We start from the raw sequence: 19744 nt of genomic DNA on the forward strand, positions 1-19744 counted from the left end.
TCCGATGGGAGTCAGATGCAGAGCCCTTCCGAGACCGACCGGCTCGCGGCGGTCCTCGACCGTCGGCGGTCGAGGCGCCCGGAGCAGAACTCCGGCAGCGAACTGGTCCGGGTGAGCCCCGGCGTCCGGAGACCCTGGCAACCCGCGCTCGCCGAGGCCACCGTGCCCGGCGTCGACCTGTGCGACTGGGTGACGTCGCACCTGCACCCGGTACGGGAACTGATCACCGCGCACGGTGCGCTGGTGCTGCGCGGCATGGTGTGCGACGTGGAGTCGTTCGGGCGGACGGTGGCTGAGGTCGCCGGCGACCAGTTGGCCGAGTACACCAACCGCTCCACCCCCCGCAGCCGGGTGGCCGGCAGGGTGTTCACCTCCACCGAGTACAGCGCCGACCACGCCATTCCGATGCACAGCGAGCAGTCGTACACCAGCCGCTGGCCGCTGCTGCTCGGGTTCTACGGCGAACTGCCGGCCGAGACCGGTGGGGAGACCCCGCTGGCGCCGACCGACCAGGTGCTCGACCTGCTGCCCGCCGACCTCGTCGACCGCTTCGTGGAGCGCGGGGTCTGCTACGAGCGGTGGTACCACCCGAACGTCGGTCTGCCGTGGACGGAGGTCTTCCAGACCGAGGACCCGGCCGAGATGCAGCGCACCTGCGCCGACTCCGGCATCGAGGTCAGCTGGCACGAGGACGGTCTGCTGCGTACGAGGCAGCCGGCCCAGGTCGTCACCCGCCACCCGGTCAGCGGCGCGACCGTCTGGTTCAACCAGGCCAACCTGTTCCACCCGGCGGCGCTGCCGGAGTCGGTGTCCGGCCCGCTGCGCCGGACCTACGGCGAGCGGCTGCCCCGCAGCGTGTCCTTCGGCGACGGCTCACCGATCCCCGACGAGTACGTGCGCCTCATCGAGGAGGCGTTCACCACGGCGAGCTGGCGGGCGCCCTGGACGGCCGGCGACGTCGTGCTCGTCGACAACGTGGCGGTGGCCCACGGGCGGCGCCCGTACACCGGTGCGCGGCGGGTCCTGGTCGCGATGGCCGGCACCGGCCAGGCGGACGACGGGGGGAACGGGGAATGATGGGGTACGACGACACGCGGGAGACCATCGGGCTCGGGCCCGCCCAGTGGCCGCTCTACGTCGCGGCGGGCGCCGCCCTCGGCCAGCGGCGTACCGTGCTGTCGGTGTCGTGGGGCCCGGCGGCGCCGGACCTCGACAGGGTGCGTGACCTGCTCGCCCAGTACGACGCGTGCTGCCTCGCGCTGCTGTCGATGCCCGGCCTCACGGTGCCGGTGCAGCGCCGGGAGCCGGGCCCGCTCGGGCCGGCCGACACGCCGGCGCAGAGCGCGCTCCGGCTGGTCGACGCTGCGCAGGGCCGCCGGCTGGAGATCTCCCTGCCCGCCGTGATGGTGGACGCGGTGTCGCTGCGCCTGCTCTGGGACCAGCTCGCGGCGCTGCTGTCCGGCCGGCCGGTGGACCGGCCCGAACTGGACTACCTGGACGTCGCGGAGTGGCAGCGCGAGGAGGCGGAGGAGAGCTCCCCCGGCGCGGTCAGCGCGGCGTTCCGCGCGGTTCTCGCCGCCCGGGACGCGAGCGCCCAGCGGCCCGCGCCGGAGCACGTCGAGCACCGGTGCGGCCCCGAGCTGCTGACGGCTGCCCGGGCCGTCCCCGGCGACCTGTCGGACGTGCTCTCCGCCGCGCTGCTGCTCGCTCTGCCGGCTCCGCACGCCGACGGCCGGCGGCACGTCGCCAACCTCGTGCCCGGCCGGGGCATCGAGGCGCTGCGCCAGGTCGTCGGTCGGCTGGACCTGCTGGCGCCGGTGCCCGTCGAGGTGCCGGCGGACGCGACCGTACGCGACCTGCTGGCGGCGGTCGCCGACGCGCGACGCGCGGCGCAGCAGGAGTACACCCGGCAGACCGTGCCGGCGCTGCTCTCCGCGCTGACCGCCTGGCAACAGCTGGCCGGGTCCGGCGAACCGCTGGCCGGGGTGCTGGTCGAGCCGCCTTTCACCCCGCTGGAGCAGCCGTCGGCGGCACCCCTGACGCCCGAGGTGTCCGGCTTCGACGCCGGCCCGGCCGACCTGCTGGTGCGGGTCGTCGAGGGCACGGCCGACGGCGCGGTGTTCATCAGGCACGACCGGACCCGGCCAGTCCTCGCGCCGGAACTGCTCGAAGAGCGGCTGACGGTGATCCTGGCGCAGTTCGCCGGGGCCGACCGTCCGGTGCGCGGGCTGACCCGTACCGGCGCCCAGGAGCGCGCCCGACTGCGAGCCGTGCTGCGCGGTGCCGACGGCACCGGTCCCGGGGCCGGCGACGCCACCCCCGTGGAGCGGCTGATCCTGGACCGGGCCGACGCCGGACCGCAGCGGATCGCGCTGTCCGCCGCCGACGGTGAGCTCACCTACGGCGAGCTGCGGGACCGGGCGTACCGGGGCGCGCAGTCGCTGGCCGCCGCGGGGATCGGGCCGGGCAGCGTGGTCGCGGTCGCCTCCGGGCGGCTCGTCCCGTACGTGGTGGGTTGCCTCGCGACCCGGCTCGTCGGCGCGGCGTTCCTGCCGATCGACCCGACCATGCCCAGCGGGCACCGGCAGCGGCTGCTCGAGCGCGCCGGGGCGGCCGCCGTGCTGGGCGGCCCCGATCTCGCCGTCGACGCGCCGGAACGCACCGGGACCGGCCGGCCCCACGTCGACATCCCGACCGGGCCGGCGGACGCCCCGACGCCGGCGCCGGACCAGGTTCCGGTGCCGCTCTCGGCCCCGGCGTACGTGCTGTTCACCTCCGGTTCCACCGGCGTGCCGAACCCGGTGGCGGTGCCCGGCACCGCGCTGGCCGGCTACGTCCGGTCGATCACGCGGCGGCTGTCGCTGACCGCGGATTCCGTCGCCGCCAGCCCGGCGGCCTTCACGGCGGATCTCGGCGTCACCGCGCTCTGGCCGGTGCTGGCGGCCGGCGGTCGGGTGGTGGAGATCCCGCTGGCGGCGCGGCTGGACGCCGACCGGTTCGCCGGCCTGGTCGCCGGGCACGGGGTGACCCTGCTGAAGATCACCCCGTCGCACCTGCGGGCCCTGCTGTCGGCTGCCCCGGCGGCCGACTGCCTGCCCCGCGACGTCCTGGTGCTCGGCGGTGAACGGCTCGACGAATCCCTGGTGGCGCAGGCCCGGCAGCTGCGTCCGGAACTCACCGTGATCAACCACTACGGTCCCACCGAGACCACCGTCGGCGTGCTGACGGCGCCGGTGACGGGCACGGACCCCTGTCCCGTCGGCACCCCGCTGCCGCACGTCACCGTGGCGGTGCTCGACGACGCGGGCGAGCCGGTGCCGTTCGGGCACCGCGGCGAACTCGTCGTCGGGGGACCCGCACTGGCCCTCGGCTACCCGGGCGACCCACGGCTGACCGCGTGGCGGTTCCGGCCGGACCCCCAGGCGACGCACGGTGAGCGGGTCTACCGCACCGGCGACGTGGCCAGCGTCGACGAGGCCGGGCAGGTGTGGCTGCACGGCCGGCTGGACGACCAGATCAAGATCCGCGGCTGGCGGGTCGAGCCGGCGCAGAGCGCGTCCGTCCTGCGCGAGCACCCCGCCGTCCGGGACGCCGCGGTGGTGGCGGTGGAGACCGCCGGCCAGGTCGCCCTGGCGGGGTTCGTGGTGGCCGAGGCGGGCAGCACCGAGACGCAGCTGCTCCGGTACGCGGCCGAACACCTGCCGGAACAGCTGGTGCCGACCCGGCTGCACCTGCTGGACCGGCTGCCGCTGCTGCCGAACGGCAAGGTGGACCGCGCCGAGCTGGTGCGCCACGCCGCCACGCGGGCCACCGCGATCGTCGGCCCCCGTACCGACCTGGAGTTCGTGCTCGCCGACGTCTGGTCGGAGCTCATGAACGGCGCCGAGATCGACGTGACGGTGAACCTGTTCCAGGCCGGCGCGCACTCGCTGATGGCGACCCAGGCGCTCAGCCGCCTGCGCGAGCTGCTCGACGTGGATCTCAGGATCGACGACCTGTTCAGCCATCCGAGCGTCGAGGCGCTCGCGGGACGGCTGGCCGGCGGCGAACGGTCCGCCGATACCCAGCGCCGGGCGGCACTCGCCGCGCGCGTGCTGCGGATGACCGACGAGCAAGTGGACGAGTACCTGCGGAACGGCGCGGAGGCCGGACGATGACGAGCACGACCCCCAACGCGGTCGACGTGGTGACCCGATTCGTGACGTACGCCCGTCAGCAGCCCGACCAGCCCGCGTTGAGTTTCGGCGCCAAGCAGGTCACCTACCGGGAGCTGGACCGGTGGTCGGCGGCGGTGGCCCGGGACCTGGCGGCGGCCGGGGTGCGGCCGGGCGACCCGGTCGCGATCTTCTCGCCGGACCGGCTGGAGACGGTCGTCGCCGAGCTGGCCATCCTACGGGCGGGCGGCTGGTACGTGGTGGTCGACCCGCACCAGTCCGCGCACCGCCGGGACCTGCTCCTGCGTCGTACGCGCAGCCGGACCGTGCTGGTCTCCGACAGCGTCGCCGGGCAGTTGCCGGGCAACCTGACCGTGGTGCCACTCGACCGCCGGGAGGCGGAACCGTGGATGCGCGAGCCGGACCACCGGCTGCCCGCGTACGCCTGCTTCACCTCCGGGACCACCGGCGTGCCCAAGGGCGTCCAGGTCAGCCGGGACTCGCTCAGCTACTTCTGCGAGGTGATCACGAACCGGTTGGGGATGCGGGCGGGCTGGCGGGTGGCCGGATTCTGCCCGACCGACTGGGACGGCGTGGTCGTCGACCTGTGGATGCCCCTGACGGCGGGCGGGTGCGCGGTGAGCCTGGAGGCCGCGGACCGCGCCAACCCGGAGTTGATCGCCCGACTGGTCGCCGAGACGGGGGTCGAGCTCGCCATGCTCCCGACCGCCCTCGGGGAACTGGTGCTGGACACGCCCCAGATCGCCAAGGCGGACCAGCTCAAGGTGTTCGTCGTCGGTGGCGACCGCCTGATGCGCCGGGTGCCGCAGGGGGCGGCCTTCTCCCTCTGGAACATCTACGGCCCGACCGAGACGACCGTCGTGGTCACCGCCGGCGAGGTCGAGCCGACCGGTCCGCTCGACCTCATCCCGATCGGCCACCCGTTCCGGGCCGGCACGATCTCGATCGTCGACGAGTTCCTGCGCCCGGTGCCCGACGGCACCGTGGGCGAGATCCTGATCGGTGGCCCGCAGGTCGCCTTCGGCTACCTCGGCGAGCCGCGGACCACGGCCGACGCGTTCCGTCCCGCCCCCGACGGCGGCCGCTGGTACCGCACCGGTGACCGGGGCCGATTCCTGCCGGACGGCCAGATCGAGTTCCTGGGCCGGGGGGACAGCCAGGTCAGCGTGAACGGCCGCCGGATCGAGATGGACGGCGTCCTCACGCTGCTGCGCAGCCTGCCGGCCGTCGCCGACGCCGCCGTGGGCCTCACCGGCACCGGGCGCGCCATGGTCCTGCTCGCGGCCATCGTCGTACGGGATCCCGACACCACCGTCGCGGAGATCCGCGCCGGACTGTCGGACTGGCTCGCGCCCCACCAGATGCCGGACCGGATCGTGATGGTCGACGCGATTCCCCGCGACGACGCCGGCCAGCTGGCGGTCGACCGGCTGGTGGCCGCGCCGGACGCCCCGGCGGAGCAGACGGCCGACGCCGACGAGGAACTGGACCGGGTCGAGGAAGACGAACTGGACGAGTGGGTGCTCGACCTCTGGGCAGAGGTGCTCGGGCGACCGGCTGCCGACCGCACCGAGAACTTCTTCCAGGCGGGCGGCAACTCGCTCGCGGCGGTCCAGTTCGTCCAGCAGTTGCAGAGCGCGTTCGACGTGAGCCTGCCGGTGCTGCGCTTCTTCGACCGGCCGACCCCGGCCCGGCTCGCCGGCCTGCTGCGCGCCGCGCTGCGTGAGCAGTTGGCGCAGATGTCGGACGAGCAGGTGGCGCAGCTGTTGACGGAGCCGTCGTGACCGAGCAGTCCGCCGCGCTGCGGGAGCTGATCCGCCGCCGGGCCGTCCTGGCGGAGGCGCGGAAGAAGTCCGCGGACTCCGCCACCCGCCCCGTCGGCCGGTCCGCCGACGGGGCGACGGGCCGCGCTGCCGCCCGACCACTGACCGGCCGCCTGCAACTGCCCGGCTTCGCGGCCCCGGTGGAGATCAGCACCGACGCCGCCGGGGTTCCGCACGTGAGTGCCGCCTCCCGCGCCGACCTCTACCGGGCGCAGGGGTTCCTGCACCACACCGAACGGCGTTGGCAGATCGACGTCAACGGCCGGGTGGCGGCCGGCGAGCTGGCCGCGCTGCTGGGCCCCGCCGGCATCGCCTCCGATCTCCTGGCCCACCGGCTCGGCCTGCCCGACCTGCTCGACGCCGCGACCGCCCGGGCACCCGAGGACGTCCGCCAGGTGTTCGCCTGGTACGCGGAGGGCGCCCGCTGCGCGGCGTCGGCCGTGCCGGACACCGACGAACACCGGGCGTTGGGCCGGCAGCCGGCACCGCCGGACGGGCCCGCCGCGCTGCGTACCGCCACGGCGCTCTTCCTCCTGTTCGGCCTCGGCCTGCAACAGGACTGGCTGTTCGACCTGCTGCGCGCCACCCTCAACGGCGCGGCGGGGCCACTCTGGTCGGCGCCGCCCGGCGCGGCGGACGAGCCGCCCCTGGCCCCCGGTGACCTGCTCACCGCCGCCGTCGAGCGGTTCGGGGCGCTGCTGTCGACCGGCGGCGCAGGCTCGAACGCCTGGGCCGTCGGGACCCCACGTGGTGCCGCCGCGGGCCCGGTGCTCGCGGCCGATCCGCATCTGGCGCAGTACGCCCCCGGCCACTGGATGCCGATGCACCTGACCTGCCCCGACGTGGACGTCATCGGCGCGTCGCTGCCCGGCGTGCCGGACCTGGTGTTCGGCTACAACGGCAACGTGGCCTGGGCCACCACGTTCGCGCCCGTACGGACCAGCACGCTCACCCTGGAGCGGCTGGTCGACGGGGCGGCGCTGCGGCCCGACGGGACCGAGCCCGTCCGCTGGACGGAGCACACCGTCGAGGTGGCCGGCGCCGAGGCGGTGACGATCCGCACCGGCGCGACCTCCCGGGGCCGGCTGCTCGGGTTGGACCTCGGCGTCGGAGCGGGCCGGTACGACCTCGCGCTCGACTGTCCGGCGTGGGCGGACCCGTACGACCAGCGGGCGCTCGCCGGGGCGAACACCGCGGTCTCCGGGGCCGCGTTGGCCGCGGCGCTGACCGGGTGGCACGGGGTGCCGCAGTCGATCGTCTACGCGGACCGTGGCGGCCGGATCGGCACCGTCCAGGTCGGCACCCGGGCCGGGGACACCGGGGCGGGGCCCCACGCTGGCTGGGCGACGGCCGGGGCGCCGCAGGGCGTGCACCGGCACCGCGTCGACTCCGGAGAGGACCTGGTGGTGGCCGCGAACCACGCGCCGCCGGGCGGGGACGAGGCCGGCCACTGGGAGGCGCCGGTGCGGGCCGACCGCATCGGGCAGCTGCTCCGGGCGGGCCGTGGCACGTCGGTGCCCGAGTCGGCCCGGGCACAGCTGGACGTGCTGTCGCCGTTGGCGCGGGAACTGCTGCCGGAGCTGGTGCGTACGGCCGCCCCGCTGGTGCCCGCCGAGCAGCAGCCGCTGCTGACGGGGCTGGCCGGCTGGTCCGGCCAGATGTACCGCGACCTGGTGGAGCCGACCCTCTTCGTGGCGTGGCTCCGCCAGCTCACCCTGGACGTGGCGGCCGGGGCCGGCGCCGTGGCGGCCGGCCTGTTCGTCGAGCGCAAGGCGTGGATGACCGAGTGGGGGCTGGGCCTGCTGCGCGACCGGCTCGCGGCGCTGCCACGGCAGCAGGACGGCCCGGCCCTGGTGGCCGCCGCCTTCGACCGGGCGCTGACCGACCTGCGGACCCGCTTCGGACCGGATCCGGCGCGCTGGACCTGGGGGCGGCAGCACACCGTCGTCTTCTCCCACCACCTCAGCGGATTCCCCGGCTGGACCGACGAGCCGATCGCCCTGGCGCTGCCCGGCTCCGACGACACGGTCTGCCGGGGTGACGGGGGCACCGTCCCCCGGGGCGGTCCCACCTTCCGCATGATCGTCGACCTGGCGCGTCCGGACGACTCCGTCTGGGCGTTCCCGGTCGGCGTCAGCGGCGTGCCCGCCTCGCCGCACCACCGCGACCTCTGCTCCGCGTGGTCGGTCGGCCGGTACCACCGGATGCTCTACCGGCGCGGCGCGCTCCAGGCCACCCGCCCGGACACCCTCACCCTGCTGCCGGTCGGCGCGGACGCCGCCACCGGCGGCGCCGCCACGACCGACTCCTCCTCATCCCACAAGGGCGACTGATCATGACCGAGACCGAACTCATCAACCTGTACTCCGCCTGCCCCGAGCGGGTGCTCGACCCGGTCAGCCGGGAGCCGATCACCGCCGCCCGCCTCGCCGAGGTGCTGCCGGAGTCGCTGGCCGAGATGGAGCTCTCCGACCGGCTGACCATTCCCGTGCCGGAGCCGCTGCGCGAGATCTACGCCGAGTTCCGGCCGACGCCGATCCTGCGCGCCACCCGCTTCGCCGAGGCGATCGGCACGGACTGCTCGATCCTCGTCAAGGACGAGGGGAGCACCCCGTCGGGCAACCACAAGATGAACAGCGCCTACTGGATCGCGTACCACTGCGCGCGGGACGGCATCACCACCATCACCACGGAGACCACCGGCAACTGGGGGACCGCCCTGGCGATGGCCGGCCAGCGGTTCGGGCTGCGGGTGGTGTGCTTCCTCGACGAGGCGAGCGCGCTGGCCCGCCCCGACCGCGAGCAGGCGATGCGTGCGGCCGGCGCCGAGGTCATCGTGGTCGCGCCGGACGACGACGAGCACTACGACCCGCTGGTGCTCTCGGCGAGCCGGGCCGTGAGCTACACCCGGGAGATCAGCTCGGCACGGTACATCTTCGGCAGCGTCTACAACTACTTCATCCTGCCGCAGACGATGACCGGGGCGGAGGTCCGCCGCGACCTGGTCGACGAGCAGCCCGACGTGGTGGTGGGCAGCTGCGGCGGCGGCGCCAACCTGCTGGGCATCGCCGGCGCGTACCTCGCCGACGCGCTGCACGGCGGTCCCGCGCCGGAGGTGCTCTGCGCGGAGTCCGACCAGTGCCCGATCGTCAGCAAGGGCGTGCTGGGCGAGTACTCCATCGACGACCAGGACTACTACCCCCGACTCCGGACGTACGGGCTGGACCGGCTGCTCGGCGACGAGTACATCGGTGGTCTCGGCTCCACCATCGTCGCGGCCCCGGTGGCCCACTTCCACGAGCAGGGACTGCTGCGTACCGCGACCTTCACGACCGAGCAGGCGGCCGAGGCGGCGGAGCTGTTCCGGCGTACGGAGGGCCGGCGGGTGGCCCTGGAGACCGGCTACCAGCTCGCCGCGGTCGTGGCCGAGGCACGCCAGTCGCCCGGCCGCCGGATCCTTGTCAACGTCAGTTCGGTCAGCGACCGTTCGTACGCCTGAGCTGCCGCCAGCGCCGGAAGGAAACCCCGTGCACAACTCGTCCCGTCGCAGGCGGCTGCTGCAGGAGCTGCTCAACGCCGAGGGGCTCACCTCGCCGGACCGGATCAGGCCCCGTGACGCGTCGGCCGGCAACGACCTGCCGCCGTCGTTCGCACAGGAGCGGCTCTGGCTGATGGATCAGCTCACCGGTGGCTCCGCCGCCTACAACATTCCGCATGCGGTGCGTTTTCGTGGGGTGTTGCGGGTGGAGGCGTTGGAGTGGGCGTTGGCGTCGGTGGTGGAGCGGCATGAGGTGTTGCGGACGTGTTATCCGGTGGTGGATGGGCGGGTGGTGCAGCGGGTTGTGGGGGCGGGTTTTCGGTTGGGTGTGCGGGATGTGTCGGGGGAGGTGGGTGCGGGGGAGTGGTTGGCGGATTGGTTGGCGCGGGAGGCGTTGGAGCCTTTTGATTTGGCGTCGGGTCCGGTGGTGCGTGGTGAGTTGGTGCGGTTGGCGGTTGATGATCATGTGTTGTTGTTGACGGTGCATCATATTGCGTCGGATGGGTGGTCTTCTGGGGTTTTGGTGGGTGAGGTTTTGGCGTTGTATGAGGCGTTTGGTGTGGCGGGTGTGGGTGAGGTGTTGGCGCCGTTGGCGGTGCAGTATGGGGATTTTGCGGTGTGGCAGCGGGAGTGGTTGCGGGGGGATGTGGTGGCGGGGCAGTTGGCGTATTGGCGGGAGCGGTTGGCGGGTGTGTCGGTGTTGGAGTTGCCGACGGATCGGGTTCGTCCGGTGGTGTTGTCGGGGGCGGGTCAGACGCGTCGGTTTGTGGTGCCGGGGGAGTTGCGGGAGCGGTTGGTGGGTTTTGCGGCGTCGCAGGGGGTGACGTTGTTCATGGTGTTGGTGGCGGGGTTCAAGGTGGTGTTGTCCCGGTTGACGGGGCAGACCGACATCGCCATCGGCACCCAGATCGCCAACCGCAACCGGCCCGAGCTGGAACCGCTGATCGGTTTCTTCGTCAACACGTTGGTGCTGCGGACGGACCTGTCGGGTGCGGAGACGTTCCGGACGGTGCTGGAGCGGGTGCGGCAGACGGCGCTCGGCGCGTACGCCCACCAGGACCTGCCCTTCGAACGCGTGGTCCAGGAGCTGCAACCGACCCGCGACCTCGGGCAGGCCGTGCCGCTGTTCAACGTCGACTGCATGCTGCAGAACGCGCCCTACCCGCGTCGCCAGCTCCCCGGCCTGGACGTCGAGATCCTGGACCGGCACACCTGGACCGCGAAGTCGGACCTGGGGCTGATGTTCTGGGAGACCGGCACCGAGTCGGAACCCGAACTCATCGGCTGGTACGAGTACAGCACCGAACTGTTCGACGACGCCACCGTGGGCCGCTACGTCGACCACCTGCTGCGGGTGCTCGACATCGCGATCCGCGAACCGGACCGGCCGCTGTCCACCGTGCAACTGCTCTCCCCGGAGGAGATCGCCACCCAGCTGACGCGGTGGAACTCCGAGCCGGTCGCGCCGGCCGCCGAGCGGACCGCGCTGGACCTGTTCGACCTGGCGGTGGGCCGCCGTGGTGACGAACCGGCGGTCGTGGTCGGCGAGGTCGAGCTGGGCTACCGGGAACTCGACCGGCGCGCCAACCGGTTGGCGAACGCGCTCGTCGCCGCCGGCGCCGGCCCCGAGCGGCAGGTGGCGGTCTACGCCGACCGCGGACCGGAGGCCTTCGTCGCCATCATGGGCGTGCTCAAGGCCGGCGCCGCCTTCGCGTTGCTCGACCCGCACGACCCGCCGGCACGGATCGCCACGGTGCTCGGTGAGGTACGCCCCGTCGCCGTGGTGCGAGCCACCGCGTCGCCGCTGGCCGGGCTCGTCGACGGGGTCGAGGTGCTGGACGTGCCGGGGCCGGCGGAGGGCGACGCGACGCCCCCGGCGACCCGGCCGCGCGGCGACCACCTCGCGTACGTCATGTTCACCTCGGGCTCCACTGGCGTGCCGAAGGGCGCCATGGTGGAACACTCCGGGCTGCTGAACCTGACCGAGTGGCTGAGCGGGACCGTCTACCGCAACGCGACCGGGGCGGCCCGCCGGGGCTGCTTCAACGCCGACTTCACCTCCGACGCGTTCATCGAGGACCTCTGCCTGCTGCTCATGGGCGAGACCATGTTCCTGCCGGACGCGATGACGCGGCGCGACCCGCAACTGCTGGTCGACCTGCTGCACGAGCGGCGGGTGCAGCTGTTCCAGTGCTCCCCGACGCAGGTGAACCAGCTGATGGCCAGTGGGTTGTTCGACGCCGGCTGCGCGCTGGAGACCCTCATCGTGGCCGGCGAGCAGATCGACGAGGACCTGTGGCACCGGCTGGCCGGGCAGTCCCGGGTGGCGGTCTGGAACGTCTACGGCCCCACCGAGTGCGCCGTGGACGCGACGTACGCCCGCATCCTCCCCGACGCGACGCCCTCCATCGGCCGCCCGGTGTGGAACACGACGATCCGGATCCTGGACGCGGACGGAAACCTGGTCCCGGCCGGGGTGCGCGGCGAGATCTGCATCGGCGGGGTGGCGGTGGGCCGGGGTTACCTGCGCCGACCGCGGCAGACCGCCGACGTCTTCGTCCCCGACCCGTACGCGACGACCCCGGGGGCCCGGCTCTACCGCACCGGCGACATCGGCGCGTACCGGCCGGACGGCACGATCGCGTTCCACGGCCGGCGCGACGACCAGGTGAAGATCCGGGGCTTCCGGGTCGAGCTGGGCGAGATCGAAGGGGTGCTGCGCGACCTCGCGGAGGTGGCGGACGCCCGGGTGGACCTGATCCCCGGCCCCACCGGCGAGGACCGGCTGGTGGCCTACGTGGTGCCCCGCCCGGAGGCCATCGCGCGTACCGACGCCGCGGCCGAGCTCGTCGCCCTCTGGCGGGACGTGTTCGACGTCGAGCAGGCCGCGCCGGCCCTCGACGTCACCCTCGACACCGCCGGCTGGAACGACTCGGCGTCGTTCCAGCCGATCCCCGAGGCCGAGATGCGGGAGTACCGCGACGCCACCGTACGGCGGATCCGGGACCTCGGCCCGCGCCGGATGCTGGAGGTCGGCAGCGGCACCGGCCTCATCCTGTTCGGACTGGCCGAGGTCCTGGACAGCTACGTCGGGGTCGACTTCTCCCCGGTCACCGTCGCCAAGCTCCAGGAGGTCGTGACGGCCGCGCCGCCGCCCTGCGAGGTGCGGGTGCTCCAGGCGGAGGCCCGGGAACTGGAGAAACTCGGCGCCGAGACGTACGACACCGCGGTGTTCAACTCGGTGGTGCAGTACTTCCCGCACCTGGGGTACCTGCGCGACGTCCTCGTCGACGTGCTCGACCGGCTCGACCCCACCGGCACGGTCTTCCTCGGCGACCTGCGCAGCCCGCAGCTGCTGGCGCTGACGCACATCTGGATCGAGGCCAGCCGGCTCGACGACCAGGCGAGCGTCGGCACGCTGGCCGCCCGCGTACGCGGCGCGATCGCCCGCGAGCGCGAGCTGCTCGTCCCGACGGAGTTCCTGACCGACCTGCGGGCGCAGGTGCCGACGGTCGCGTGGGTCGAGCACCGGGTGCACGGCGGCAGCGGGCAGAACGAGATGGTCCGGTTCCGCCACGACGCCCTGCTGTACCGGGGCGAGCCGGACGCCCGCGTCGTACCACTGTGGCGGGACTGGACGCCCGGCGTCACCGTCGCGGACATCGCCGACCTGCTCGGGCAGGCCGCGGAGTCCGACGTGCCCGGCTGGCGCGCGGTCGGCAACGCCCGGCTGTGGCGGGAACGGGCGCTGGCCGACGCCATCGGTGCGGACGCACCGCACCGGCTGGTCACCGAGGTGCTCGCCGAGGCGGAGCGCGACGTGCTCGGGCGCGGCCTCGACCCCGAGCAGCTCGCGTCGCTCGGCCGGGAACTGGGCCGGGAGGTCCGGATCACCTGGACGCCGGGCGAGGTGGGCGGGCAGTACGACGTGGTGTTCCTGCCCGCGGCCCTGAGCGGGCAGCGCGTCGAGGTGCGCTACGAGGCGCCGGCCGCCGTGGCGGAGCCGGAGGCCGCCTCGCCGGACTTCACCCACTCGCGGCAGCAGTTCTACCTGCGGCTGCGCGACGAGGCCGGCCGCCGGCTGCCGACCCACATGGTGCCCGGCGCGATCGTGGTGCTGGACCGGCTGCCGATCAACGCGGCGGGCAAGCTCGACCGGCGGGCGCTGCCCGACCCGGACCTGGACCGGCCGGTCGCCGACCGGCACGACGAACCACCCCGCACCCCCGCCGAGCGGGCGCTGGCCGAGGTGTGGCAGCGGCTGCTCGGTGTCCCGGCGGTCGCCGCCACCGACAACTTCTTCGTCCTCGGTGGGCACTCCCTGCTCGCCACCAGCATGATCAACAGCATCAACGAGCAGTTCGGCGTGGAGCTGAGCATCCGGCACGCGTTCGAGTCCCCGGTGCTGCGGGAGCTGGCCGCGCTGGTGGACCAGGCCGCCGCCGGCGACGCCACCACGATCCCGTTGCTGCCCGTGCTGCGCGACGAGTTCCTGCCCCTCTCCTTCACCCAGGAACGGCTCTGGCTGGCCGAGAAGCTGGGCCAGCAGGCCGGCGTCTACAACATTCCGCATGCGGTGCGTTTTCGTGGGGTGTTGCGGGTGGAGGCGTTGGAGTGGGCGTTGGCGTCGGTGGTGGAGCGGCATGAGGTGTTGCGGACGTGTTATCCGGTGGTGGATGGGCGGGTGGTGCAGCGGGTTGTGGGGGCGGGTTTTCGGTTGGGTGTGCGGGATGTGTCGGGGGAGGTGGGTGCGGGGGAGTGGTTGGCGGATTGGTTGGCGCGGGAGGCGTTGGAGCCTTTTGATTTGGCGTCGGGTCCGGTGGTGCGTGGTGAGTTGGTGCGGTTGGCGGTTGATGATCATGTGTTGTTGTTGACGGTGCATCATATTGCGTCGGATGGGTGGTCTTCTGGGGTTTTGGTGGGTGAGGTTTTGGCGTTGTATGAGGCGTTTGGTGTGGCGGGTGTGGGTGAGGTGTTGGCGCCGTTGGCGGTGCAGTATGGGGATTTTGCGGTGTGGCAGCGGGAGTGGTTGCGGGGGGATGTGGTGGCGGGGCAGTTGGCGTATTGGCGGGAGCGGTTGGCGGGTGTGTCGGTGTTGGAGTTGCCGACGGATCGGGTTCGTCCGGTGGTGTTGTCGGGGGCGGGTCAGACGCGTCGGTTTGTGGTGCCGGGGGAGTTGCGGGAGCGGTTGGTGGGTTTTGCGGCGTCGCAGGGGGTGACGTTGTTCATGGTGTTGGTGGCGGGGTTCAAGGTGGTGTTGTCCCGGTTGACGGGGCAGACCGACATCGCCATCGGCACCGCCGTCTCCGGGCGTACCCGCCCCGAGATCGAGCCGATGATCGGCTCGTTCATCAACACTTTGGTCCTGCGTACCGACCTGTCGGGCGAGTTGACCTTCCGGACGGTGCTGGAGCGGGTGCGGCAGACGGCGCTGGGCGCGTACGCCCACCAGGACCTGCCCTTCGAACGCGTGGCGCAGGAACTCCGGCAGTCGACCGACGGCCGCCACGACGGGCTGCCCTCGATCGACGTGTTCTTCCAGTTCGACGACACCGCCCCCAGGCTGCCCCAACTGCCGGGGCTGGAGGTGTCGCCGTACCCGGTGCAGAAGCGGACGGCCAAGTTCCCGCTCGCCGTCACCATCGCCTCCGAGCCCGACGGCGGCCTCAGCGGCAGCGTGGAGTACCTGGTCGACCTGCTCGACGCCGAGGACGTGGACCGCGTCGTGCGCGCGCTGCTGACCACACTCGACGCCGCGGTCCAGGCGCCGTACCAGCGCCTCGACGTCGCCGCCGGGGCGAAGGAGGAGAACCGATGAGGCGCAACCCGTACCTGCCGTGCCTGGAGATGCGCGATCCGGACGCCGCGCTGACCCTGTTCTGCCTGCCACACGGCGGCGGCTCCGCGACGGTCTACCGGGACTGGCGCGCCATCTTCCCGGCCTGGGTCGACGTGCAGCCGGTGGAACTGCCCGGCCGGGGCAGCCTGCTGTCCCGACCGGCGGTCACCGACATGGACCTGCTCGTCACGACGGTGGCGCGGGCGGTGCTGCCGGCCGTCGACCGGCCGTTCGCGGTCTTCGGCCACAGCATGGGTGCGACGGTGGCCGCCGAGCTGACGAGCTGGCTGTGCCGTTACGGGCACCCCGCACCCGGTCTGATGATCGCCTCGGGCCGGGCCGCCGTGCCGGACCTGCGGCTGGCGGCGGCGACCGCCGCGCTGCCCGACGACGAGCTGTTGACCTGGCTGCTCGGTCTGGGCGGCACCGAACCGGCGGCCTTCCTCGACCCGCAGCTCACCTCGATCGCGCTCCGCGCGTTGCGGGCCGACCTGACGGCGTGCGTCGGCTACGAGAAGACCTTCGACCGGCTGCCGGTGCCGATCCTCGCCCTCGGCGGGGACGACGACCCCGGGGTGCAGGTCGCCGAGCTGGAGCGGTGGAACGAGCAGACGTCGAAGGCGTTCCGCTCGGTGGTGCTGCCCGGCGGGCACTTCTACTACCGCGACCAGATGTCGACCGTGGCCCGGCTGATCACGGCGGAACTACGGCTGGTGCCCGGGGTGGGGACGTTGGCGGGAGAGCACCGTGGCGGGTGACCGGCGCGGCGCGGCGCGGCGGCACACCGCCGAGCTGCTGCTGTTGCTGCGGTACACGTTCGCCGTCGTGCCCGGACGGGCCGGCGCCCTCCTGGCGCTGGTCCTGCTGGCCGCCGCGATGACCACGGCCAGCATGATCGCCTCGGTGCGGCTGATCGCGGCGGCCGGTGAGACCGGCGCGCTGCTGGTCGCCGCCGTGTCGCTCGGCGTCGTGGTGGTCGTCGGCGAGGCGCTGACCGTGGCCGCGAGCTCGGTCGCCGCCGACGTGGGCGCGAACGTGGAAGCCGCCCTGCGGCACCAGATGATCCGCGCGGTGGGACCGACGCGGGAGGACGGGGACCGGCCCGGTCAGGCGGAGCTGTCGGCCTTCGTCAACGGCGGCTACTCGCCGGAGACCGTCTTCATCAGCCTCGCCTCGATCAGCGTCCGGCTGCTGTCGGCGGTGGCCGCCATGGGGCTGCTGGCGCTCTTCGCCTGGTGGGCGCCGCTGCTGATCCTGGTGACCCACCTGTGGAGCCGGCGACAGAACCGGAAGATGTTCATGATCGCGGTCAGCTCCACCATCGACGAGCGGTCGTCGCTGGCCCGGGTCGGCTACCTGGTCGACCTCGCCCTCACCCCCGGCACCGCCAAGGAGTGGCGACTGTTCGGCCTGCAGTCCTTCGTGCTCGCCGAACTGCGCCGGGAATGGCGCGTACTGCTCGGCGCGGTGCGGCCCCGACGTCGCCGGATGCTGCGCTCCGCCCTCTCGTCCACCCTTCTCGTCGCCGCTGCGGTGGCGACCGTGCTGGTCTCGTTGGCCGTCGCCGCCGGACAGGGCCAGGTGACCGTGGAGCGGTTCGTCCTGCTGGTGCAGGCGCTGCTCATGGCGCGCGGGTTCACCGGCTTCGGCGGGGCCGACTACGCCGTGATCAACGGCGTGCCCGCGCTGGTCACCGCTGCGGCCGCCGCGGCGGACCGCCCCGCCGCGCCGGCCCCGAGCACCCCGGCCGGCGGCACCGGGCCGGCCGTCCGCCCGCCCGGAGTCACGATCGACGACGTCACGTTCAGCTACCCGGGGCGGGAACAGCCGGTGCTGGACGGGCTCAGCCTCCGCATCCCCGCCGGCGAGGTGACCGCCATCGTCGGCGCCAACGGCGCCGGCAAGACGACCCTGCTGCGGCTGTTGCAGGCGTTCGAGACGCCACGGTCCGGGCGGATCCGGGTGGACGGGGTGGACCTGGCGCTGCTCGACCCGGCCGAGTGGCGTACCCGGCTGGCGGTGGTCCGGCAGGACTTCGTGCGCTACCCGTTGTCGGTGGCCGACAACGTGGCCGTGGCCGGCACCGCCGACCCCCGCGAACTGGACCGGGCGCTGCGCGCCGCGGGCGCCGCCACCCTGGTCGAAGGGCTGCCGCGGGGCACCGACACGCTGCTGGCCCCCGGGCAGGAGGGGGGCGCCGAACTCTCCGGCGGCCAGTGGCAACGCATCGCGCTGGCGCGGGCGTTGTACGCGGCCCGGGACGGCGCCCGCCTGGTCCTGCTGGACGAGCCGACGGCCAGCCTCGACCCGCGCAGCGAGATGGAGATCTTCCAGAACCTGCTGGCGGCGTTGCGTGGCTGCACCGTGGTCCTCGTCTCGCACCGCTTCGCCGCCGTCCGGCTGGCACGGCACATCGTGGTGGTGGCGGACGGCCGGGTCGTCGAGGAGGGCGACCACCACGAACTGCTCGCCGCCGACGGCTGGTACGCCTCCGCCTACCGGCTCCAGGCGCAACGGTACGAGGCCGGCGACGGGTCCGTCTCCGCCGACGAGATCACGATGGCAGGTGGGCGATGACCCGGACCGCCGGCCTGCGGTACCTGCTGGCGCTCCCGCTGCGGGCGGCGCCCGGTCTCTGCGCCGCGCTGCTCGTGGTGACCGTGCTGGACGCGATCGGCGCGGTGCTGGTCGCGCTGCTGGTGCGCGACGCGGTGGTGGCGATGGGCGCCGGCGACACCGACCGGGTGGTGTGGCGCTCGGCCGCGGCCGCCGCGGTGCTGACCGTCGCGCTGGTCGCGCACGTGTTCGCGTTCCTCTGGCAGGCCGCGATGGCGGAACGCGCGCGGCAGACCGTCGACGTCGAGACGCTGACCGCAGTGGGCGGGCGCCCGCAGATCGACCACTTCGCGTCCCCCGAGTTCCTCGACGACCTGCAGATCCTGCGCCGGGAACGGGGCCGCGTCGGCACCAGCTCGATGGTCGTGTTCCAGTGCCTGGAGAGCGGCCTGCGGCTGGTCACCCTCGTGGTCGCGTTGCTGACGGTGAATCCCGCCCTGCTCCTGCTGCCGGTCGCCGCGGTCGCCGCGGTCTGGGCCGCGTCCCGTGCCGAGGGAATCACCCAGGGCGGCGCGGAGCGGGCCGCCGCCGAGCGGCGACGTGCCGGGGCGCTGTTCGACATCCTGCTCTCCGAACGTGGCGTGCACGAGAGCGCCGTGTTCGACCCGGGGCACCGGATGGTCGGGCTGCACGACACGGCGCTGCGCGCGGCGCAGTGGGTGGAACGCAAGGCCCGGTGGCGGGCGTTCTGGCTCAACGTCGCCGGCTGGTCGATCTTCGGCGTCGGGTACGCCCTGCCGCTGGTCGCGTTGGTGGTCGGCTGGCCCGTGCCCCGCCCCGGCGCGGCGGACCTGGTGCTCGTGGTCCTGCTCGCGCTGCTGCTGATGAAGGCCATCGCCGACGTCTACGACGCGTACGGCTGGATGCTCGGCGCCGCCGCCACCGCGCAGCGGCAGCTACGGGTGCTCGCCGGGCTCGGCGCCGACGACGTGCCGGCGGCGACCGGGGAAGCGACGCCCCCGCTGCGCCGGCTGACCGACGGCATCCGGCTGACCGGCGTCTCCTTCCGGTATCCGCGCCACCCGAAGGATGCGCTCAGCCAGGCCGACCTGTTCCTGCCGGCAGGGTCGGTCGTCGTTCTGGTCGGCGAGAACGGCGCCGGCAAGTCCACCCTGCTCAACCTGCTGCTGGGCCTCTACCGGCCGACCACCGGCTCGATCCTGGTGGACGGCCACGATTTGGCACGGATGGCCCCGGGCCGGCTGCTCGGGGCGGCCACCGGCGCGTTCCAGGACTACGCGCGTTACCGCCTGTCGCTGCGGGAGAACGTGGGCGTGGGCGACCTGACGCGGATCGACGACGAGTCGGCCGTGCGGGCCGCCCTGGACAGCTGTTCGGCCGGCGGTCTGGTGGAGCGGGACCCGCGCGGGCTCGCCGCACCGCTCGGCGACACCGACGAGCCCGGGACGGTACGACTCTCCGGCGGGCAGTGGCAGCGGCTGGCCGCCGCCCGGGGGCACCTGCGGCCCGCGCCGGTGCTGCGGGTCTTCGACGAGCCGTCCGCGGCGCTCGACCCGGACGCGGAGGCGGCGCTGTTCGACCGGATCGTCGGCAACGGCGGTGACCTCGCGGCGCGGTACGGCACCGTGACGGTGATCGTCTCGCACCGACTGACCACCGCCCGCCTCGCCGACCTCGTCGTGTACCTGGAAGGCGGCCGGATCATGGCCGCCGGCACCCATGACGAGCTGGTCCGGCGCTGTCCCCCCTACGCCGAGCTGTACGCGATCCAGGCCGGAGCGTACTCATGACG

At 73.6% G+C, this 19744-nt stretch carries 9 protein-coding genes; all 9 read left to right on the plus strand.

All coding sequences use genetic code 11. The features are described from left to right. Positions 1-15 precede the first annotated feature (15 nt). The 9 genes from ACGFIR_RS25930 to ACGFIR_RS25970 are packed head-to-tail and all read left to right on the plus strand — an operon-like array spanning position 16 to position 19742. Positions 16-1077, plus strand: a complete 1062-nt coding sequence (locus ACGFIR_RS25930) for a TauD/TfdA family dioxygenase (protein ID WP_393147665.1) — start codon at positions 16-18, stop codon at positions 1075-1077. Next, the gene (locus tag ACGFIR_RS25935; RefSeq protein WP_393147667.1) at positions 1074-4157 is read left to right on the plus strand and encodes an AMP-binding protein; all 3084 of its coding nucleotides are present in this window, start codon (positions 1074-1076) and stop codon (positions 4155-4157) included. Before ACGFIR_RS25930 ends, ACGFIR_RS25935 begins: the two co-directional genes overlap by 4 nt. Continuing rightward, positions 4154-5959, plus strand: a complete 1806-nt coding sequence (locus ACGFIR_RS25940) for an amino acid adenylation domain-containing protein (RefSeq protein ID WP_393006791.1) — start codon at positions 4154-4156, stop codon at positions 5957-5959. Before ACGFIR_RS25935 ends, ACGFIR_RS25940 begins: the two co-directional genes overlap by 4 nt. Beyond that, positions 5956-8331: a penicillin acylase family protein gene (locus ACGFIR_RS25945; RefSeq protein WP_393147669.1), complete on the plus strand. Its 2376-nt coding sequence runs from the start codon at positions 5956-5958 to the stop codon at positions 8329-8331. The genes ACGFIR_RS25940 and ACGFIR_RS25945 overlap by 4 nt, the downstream gene beginning before the upstream one ends. Positions 8332-8333: 2 nt before the next feature. Next, a complete protein-coding gene (locus tag ACGFIR_RS25950) occupies positions 8334-9497 on the plus strand; it encodes a pyridoxal-phosphate dependent enzyme (RefSeq protein WP_393006795.1) in 1164 nt (387 codons plus the stop codon). A 28-nt stretch (positions 9498-9525) separates the two neighbouring features. Next, on the plus strand, positions 9526-15354 hold the full coding sequence (locus ACGFIR_RS25955; RefSeq protein WP_393147671.1) for an amino acid adenylation domain-containing protein: 5829 nt from the start codon (positions 9526-9528) through the stop codon (positions 15352-15354). After that, positions 15351-16133, plus strand: a complete 783-nt coding sequence (locus ACGFIR_RS25960; protein WP_393147673.1) for a thioesterase II family protein — start codon at positions 15351-15353, stop codon at positions 16131-16133. Before ACGFIR_RS25955 ends, ACGFIR_RS25960 begins: the two co-directional genes overlap by 4 nt. Further along, positions 16123-17952, plus strand: coding sequence for an ATP-binding cassette domain-containing protein (locus ACGFIR_RS25965; RefSeq protein ID WP_393006801.1), 1830 nt, complete (start codon positions 16123-16125; stop codon positions 17950-17952). The genes ACGFIR_RS25960 and ACGFIR_RS25965 overlap by 11 nt, the downstream gene beginning before the upstream one ends. Next, positions 17949-19742 (plus strand): ATP-binding cassette domain-containing protein, encoded by a 1794-nt coding sequence (locus tag ACGFIR_RS25970; protein ID WP_393147675.1) that lies wholly within the window; start codon positions 17949-17951, stop codon positions 19740-19742. The genes ACGFIR_RS25965 and ACGFIR_RS25970 overlap by 4 nt, the downstream gene beginning before the upstream one ends. Positions 19743-19744: the final 2 nt, after the last annotated feature.

Origin of the sequence: Micromonospora sp. NPDC049051 (assembly GCF_043197575.1) — a bacterium.
Classification (GTDB): domain Bacteria; phylum Actinomycetota; class Actinomycetes; order Mycobacteriales; family Micromonosporaceae; genus Micromonospora.

Bases quoted from the DNA above. Each gene is read 5' to 3' on its own strand.
- ACGFIR_RS25960 (WP_393147673.1), top strand. From the start codon at position 15,351: ATGAGGCGCAACCCGTACCTGCCGTGCCTGGAGATGCGCGATCCGGAC.
- ACGFIR_RS25940 (WP_393006791.1), top strand. From the start codon at position 4,154: ATGACGAGCACGACCCCCAACGCGGTCGACGTGGTGACCCGATTCGTG.
- ACGFIR_RS25935 (WP_393147667.1), top strand. From the start codon at position 1,074: ATGATGGGGTACGACGACACGCGGGAGACCATCGGGCTCGGGCCCGCC.
- ACGFIR_RS25970 (WP_393147675.1), top strand. From the start codon at position 17,949: ATGACCCGGACCGCCGGCCTGCGGTACCTGCTGGCGCTCCCGCTGCGG.
- ACGFIR_RS25930 (WP_393147665.1), top strand. From the start codon at position 16: ATGCAGAGCCCTTCCGAGACCGACCGGCTCGCGGCGGTCCTCGACCGT.
- ACGFIR_RS25950 (WP_393006795.1), top strand. From the start codon at position 8,334: ATGACCGAGACCGAACTCATCAACCTGTACTCCGCCTGCCCCGAGCGG.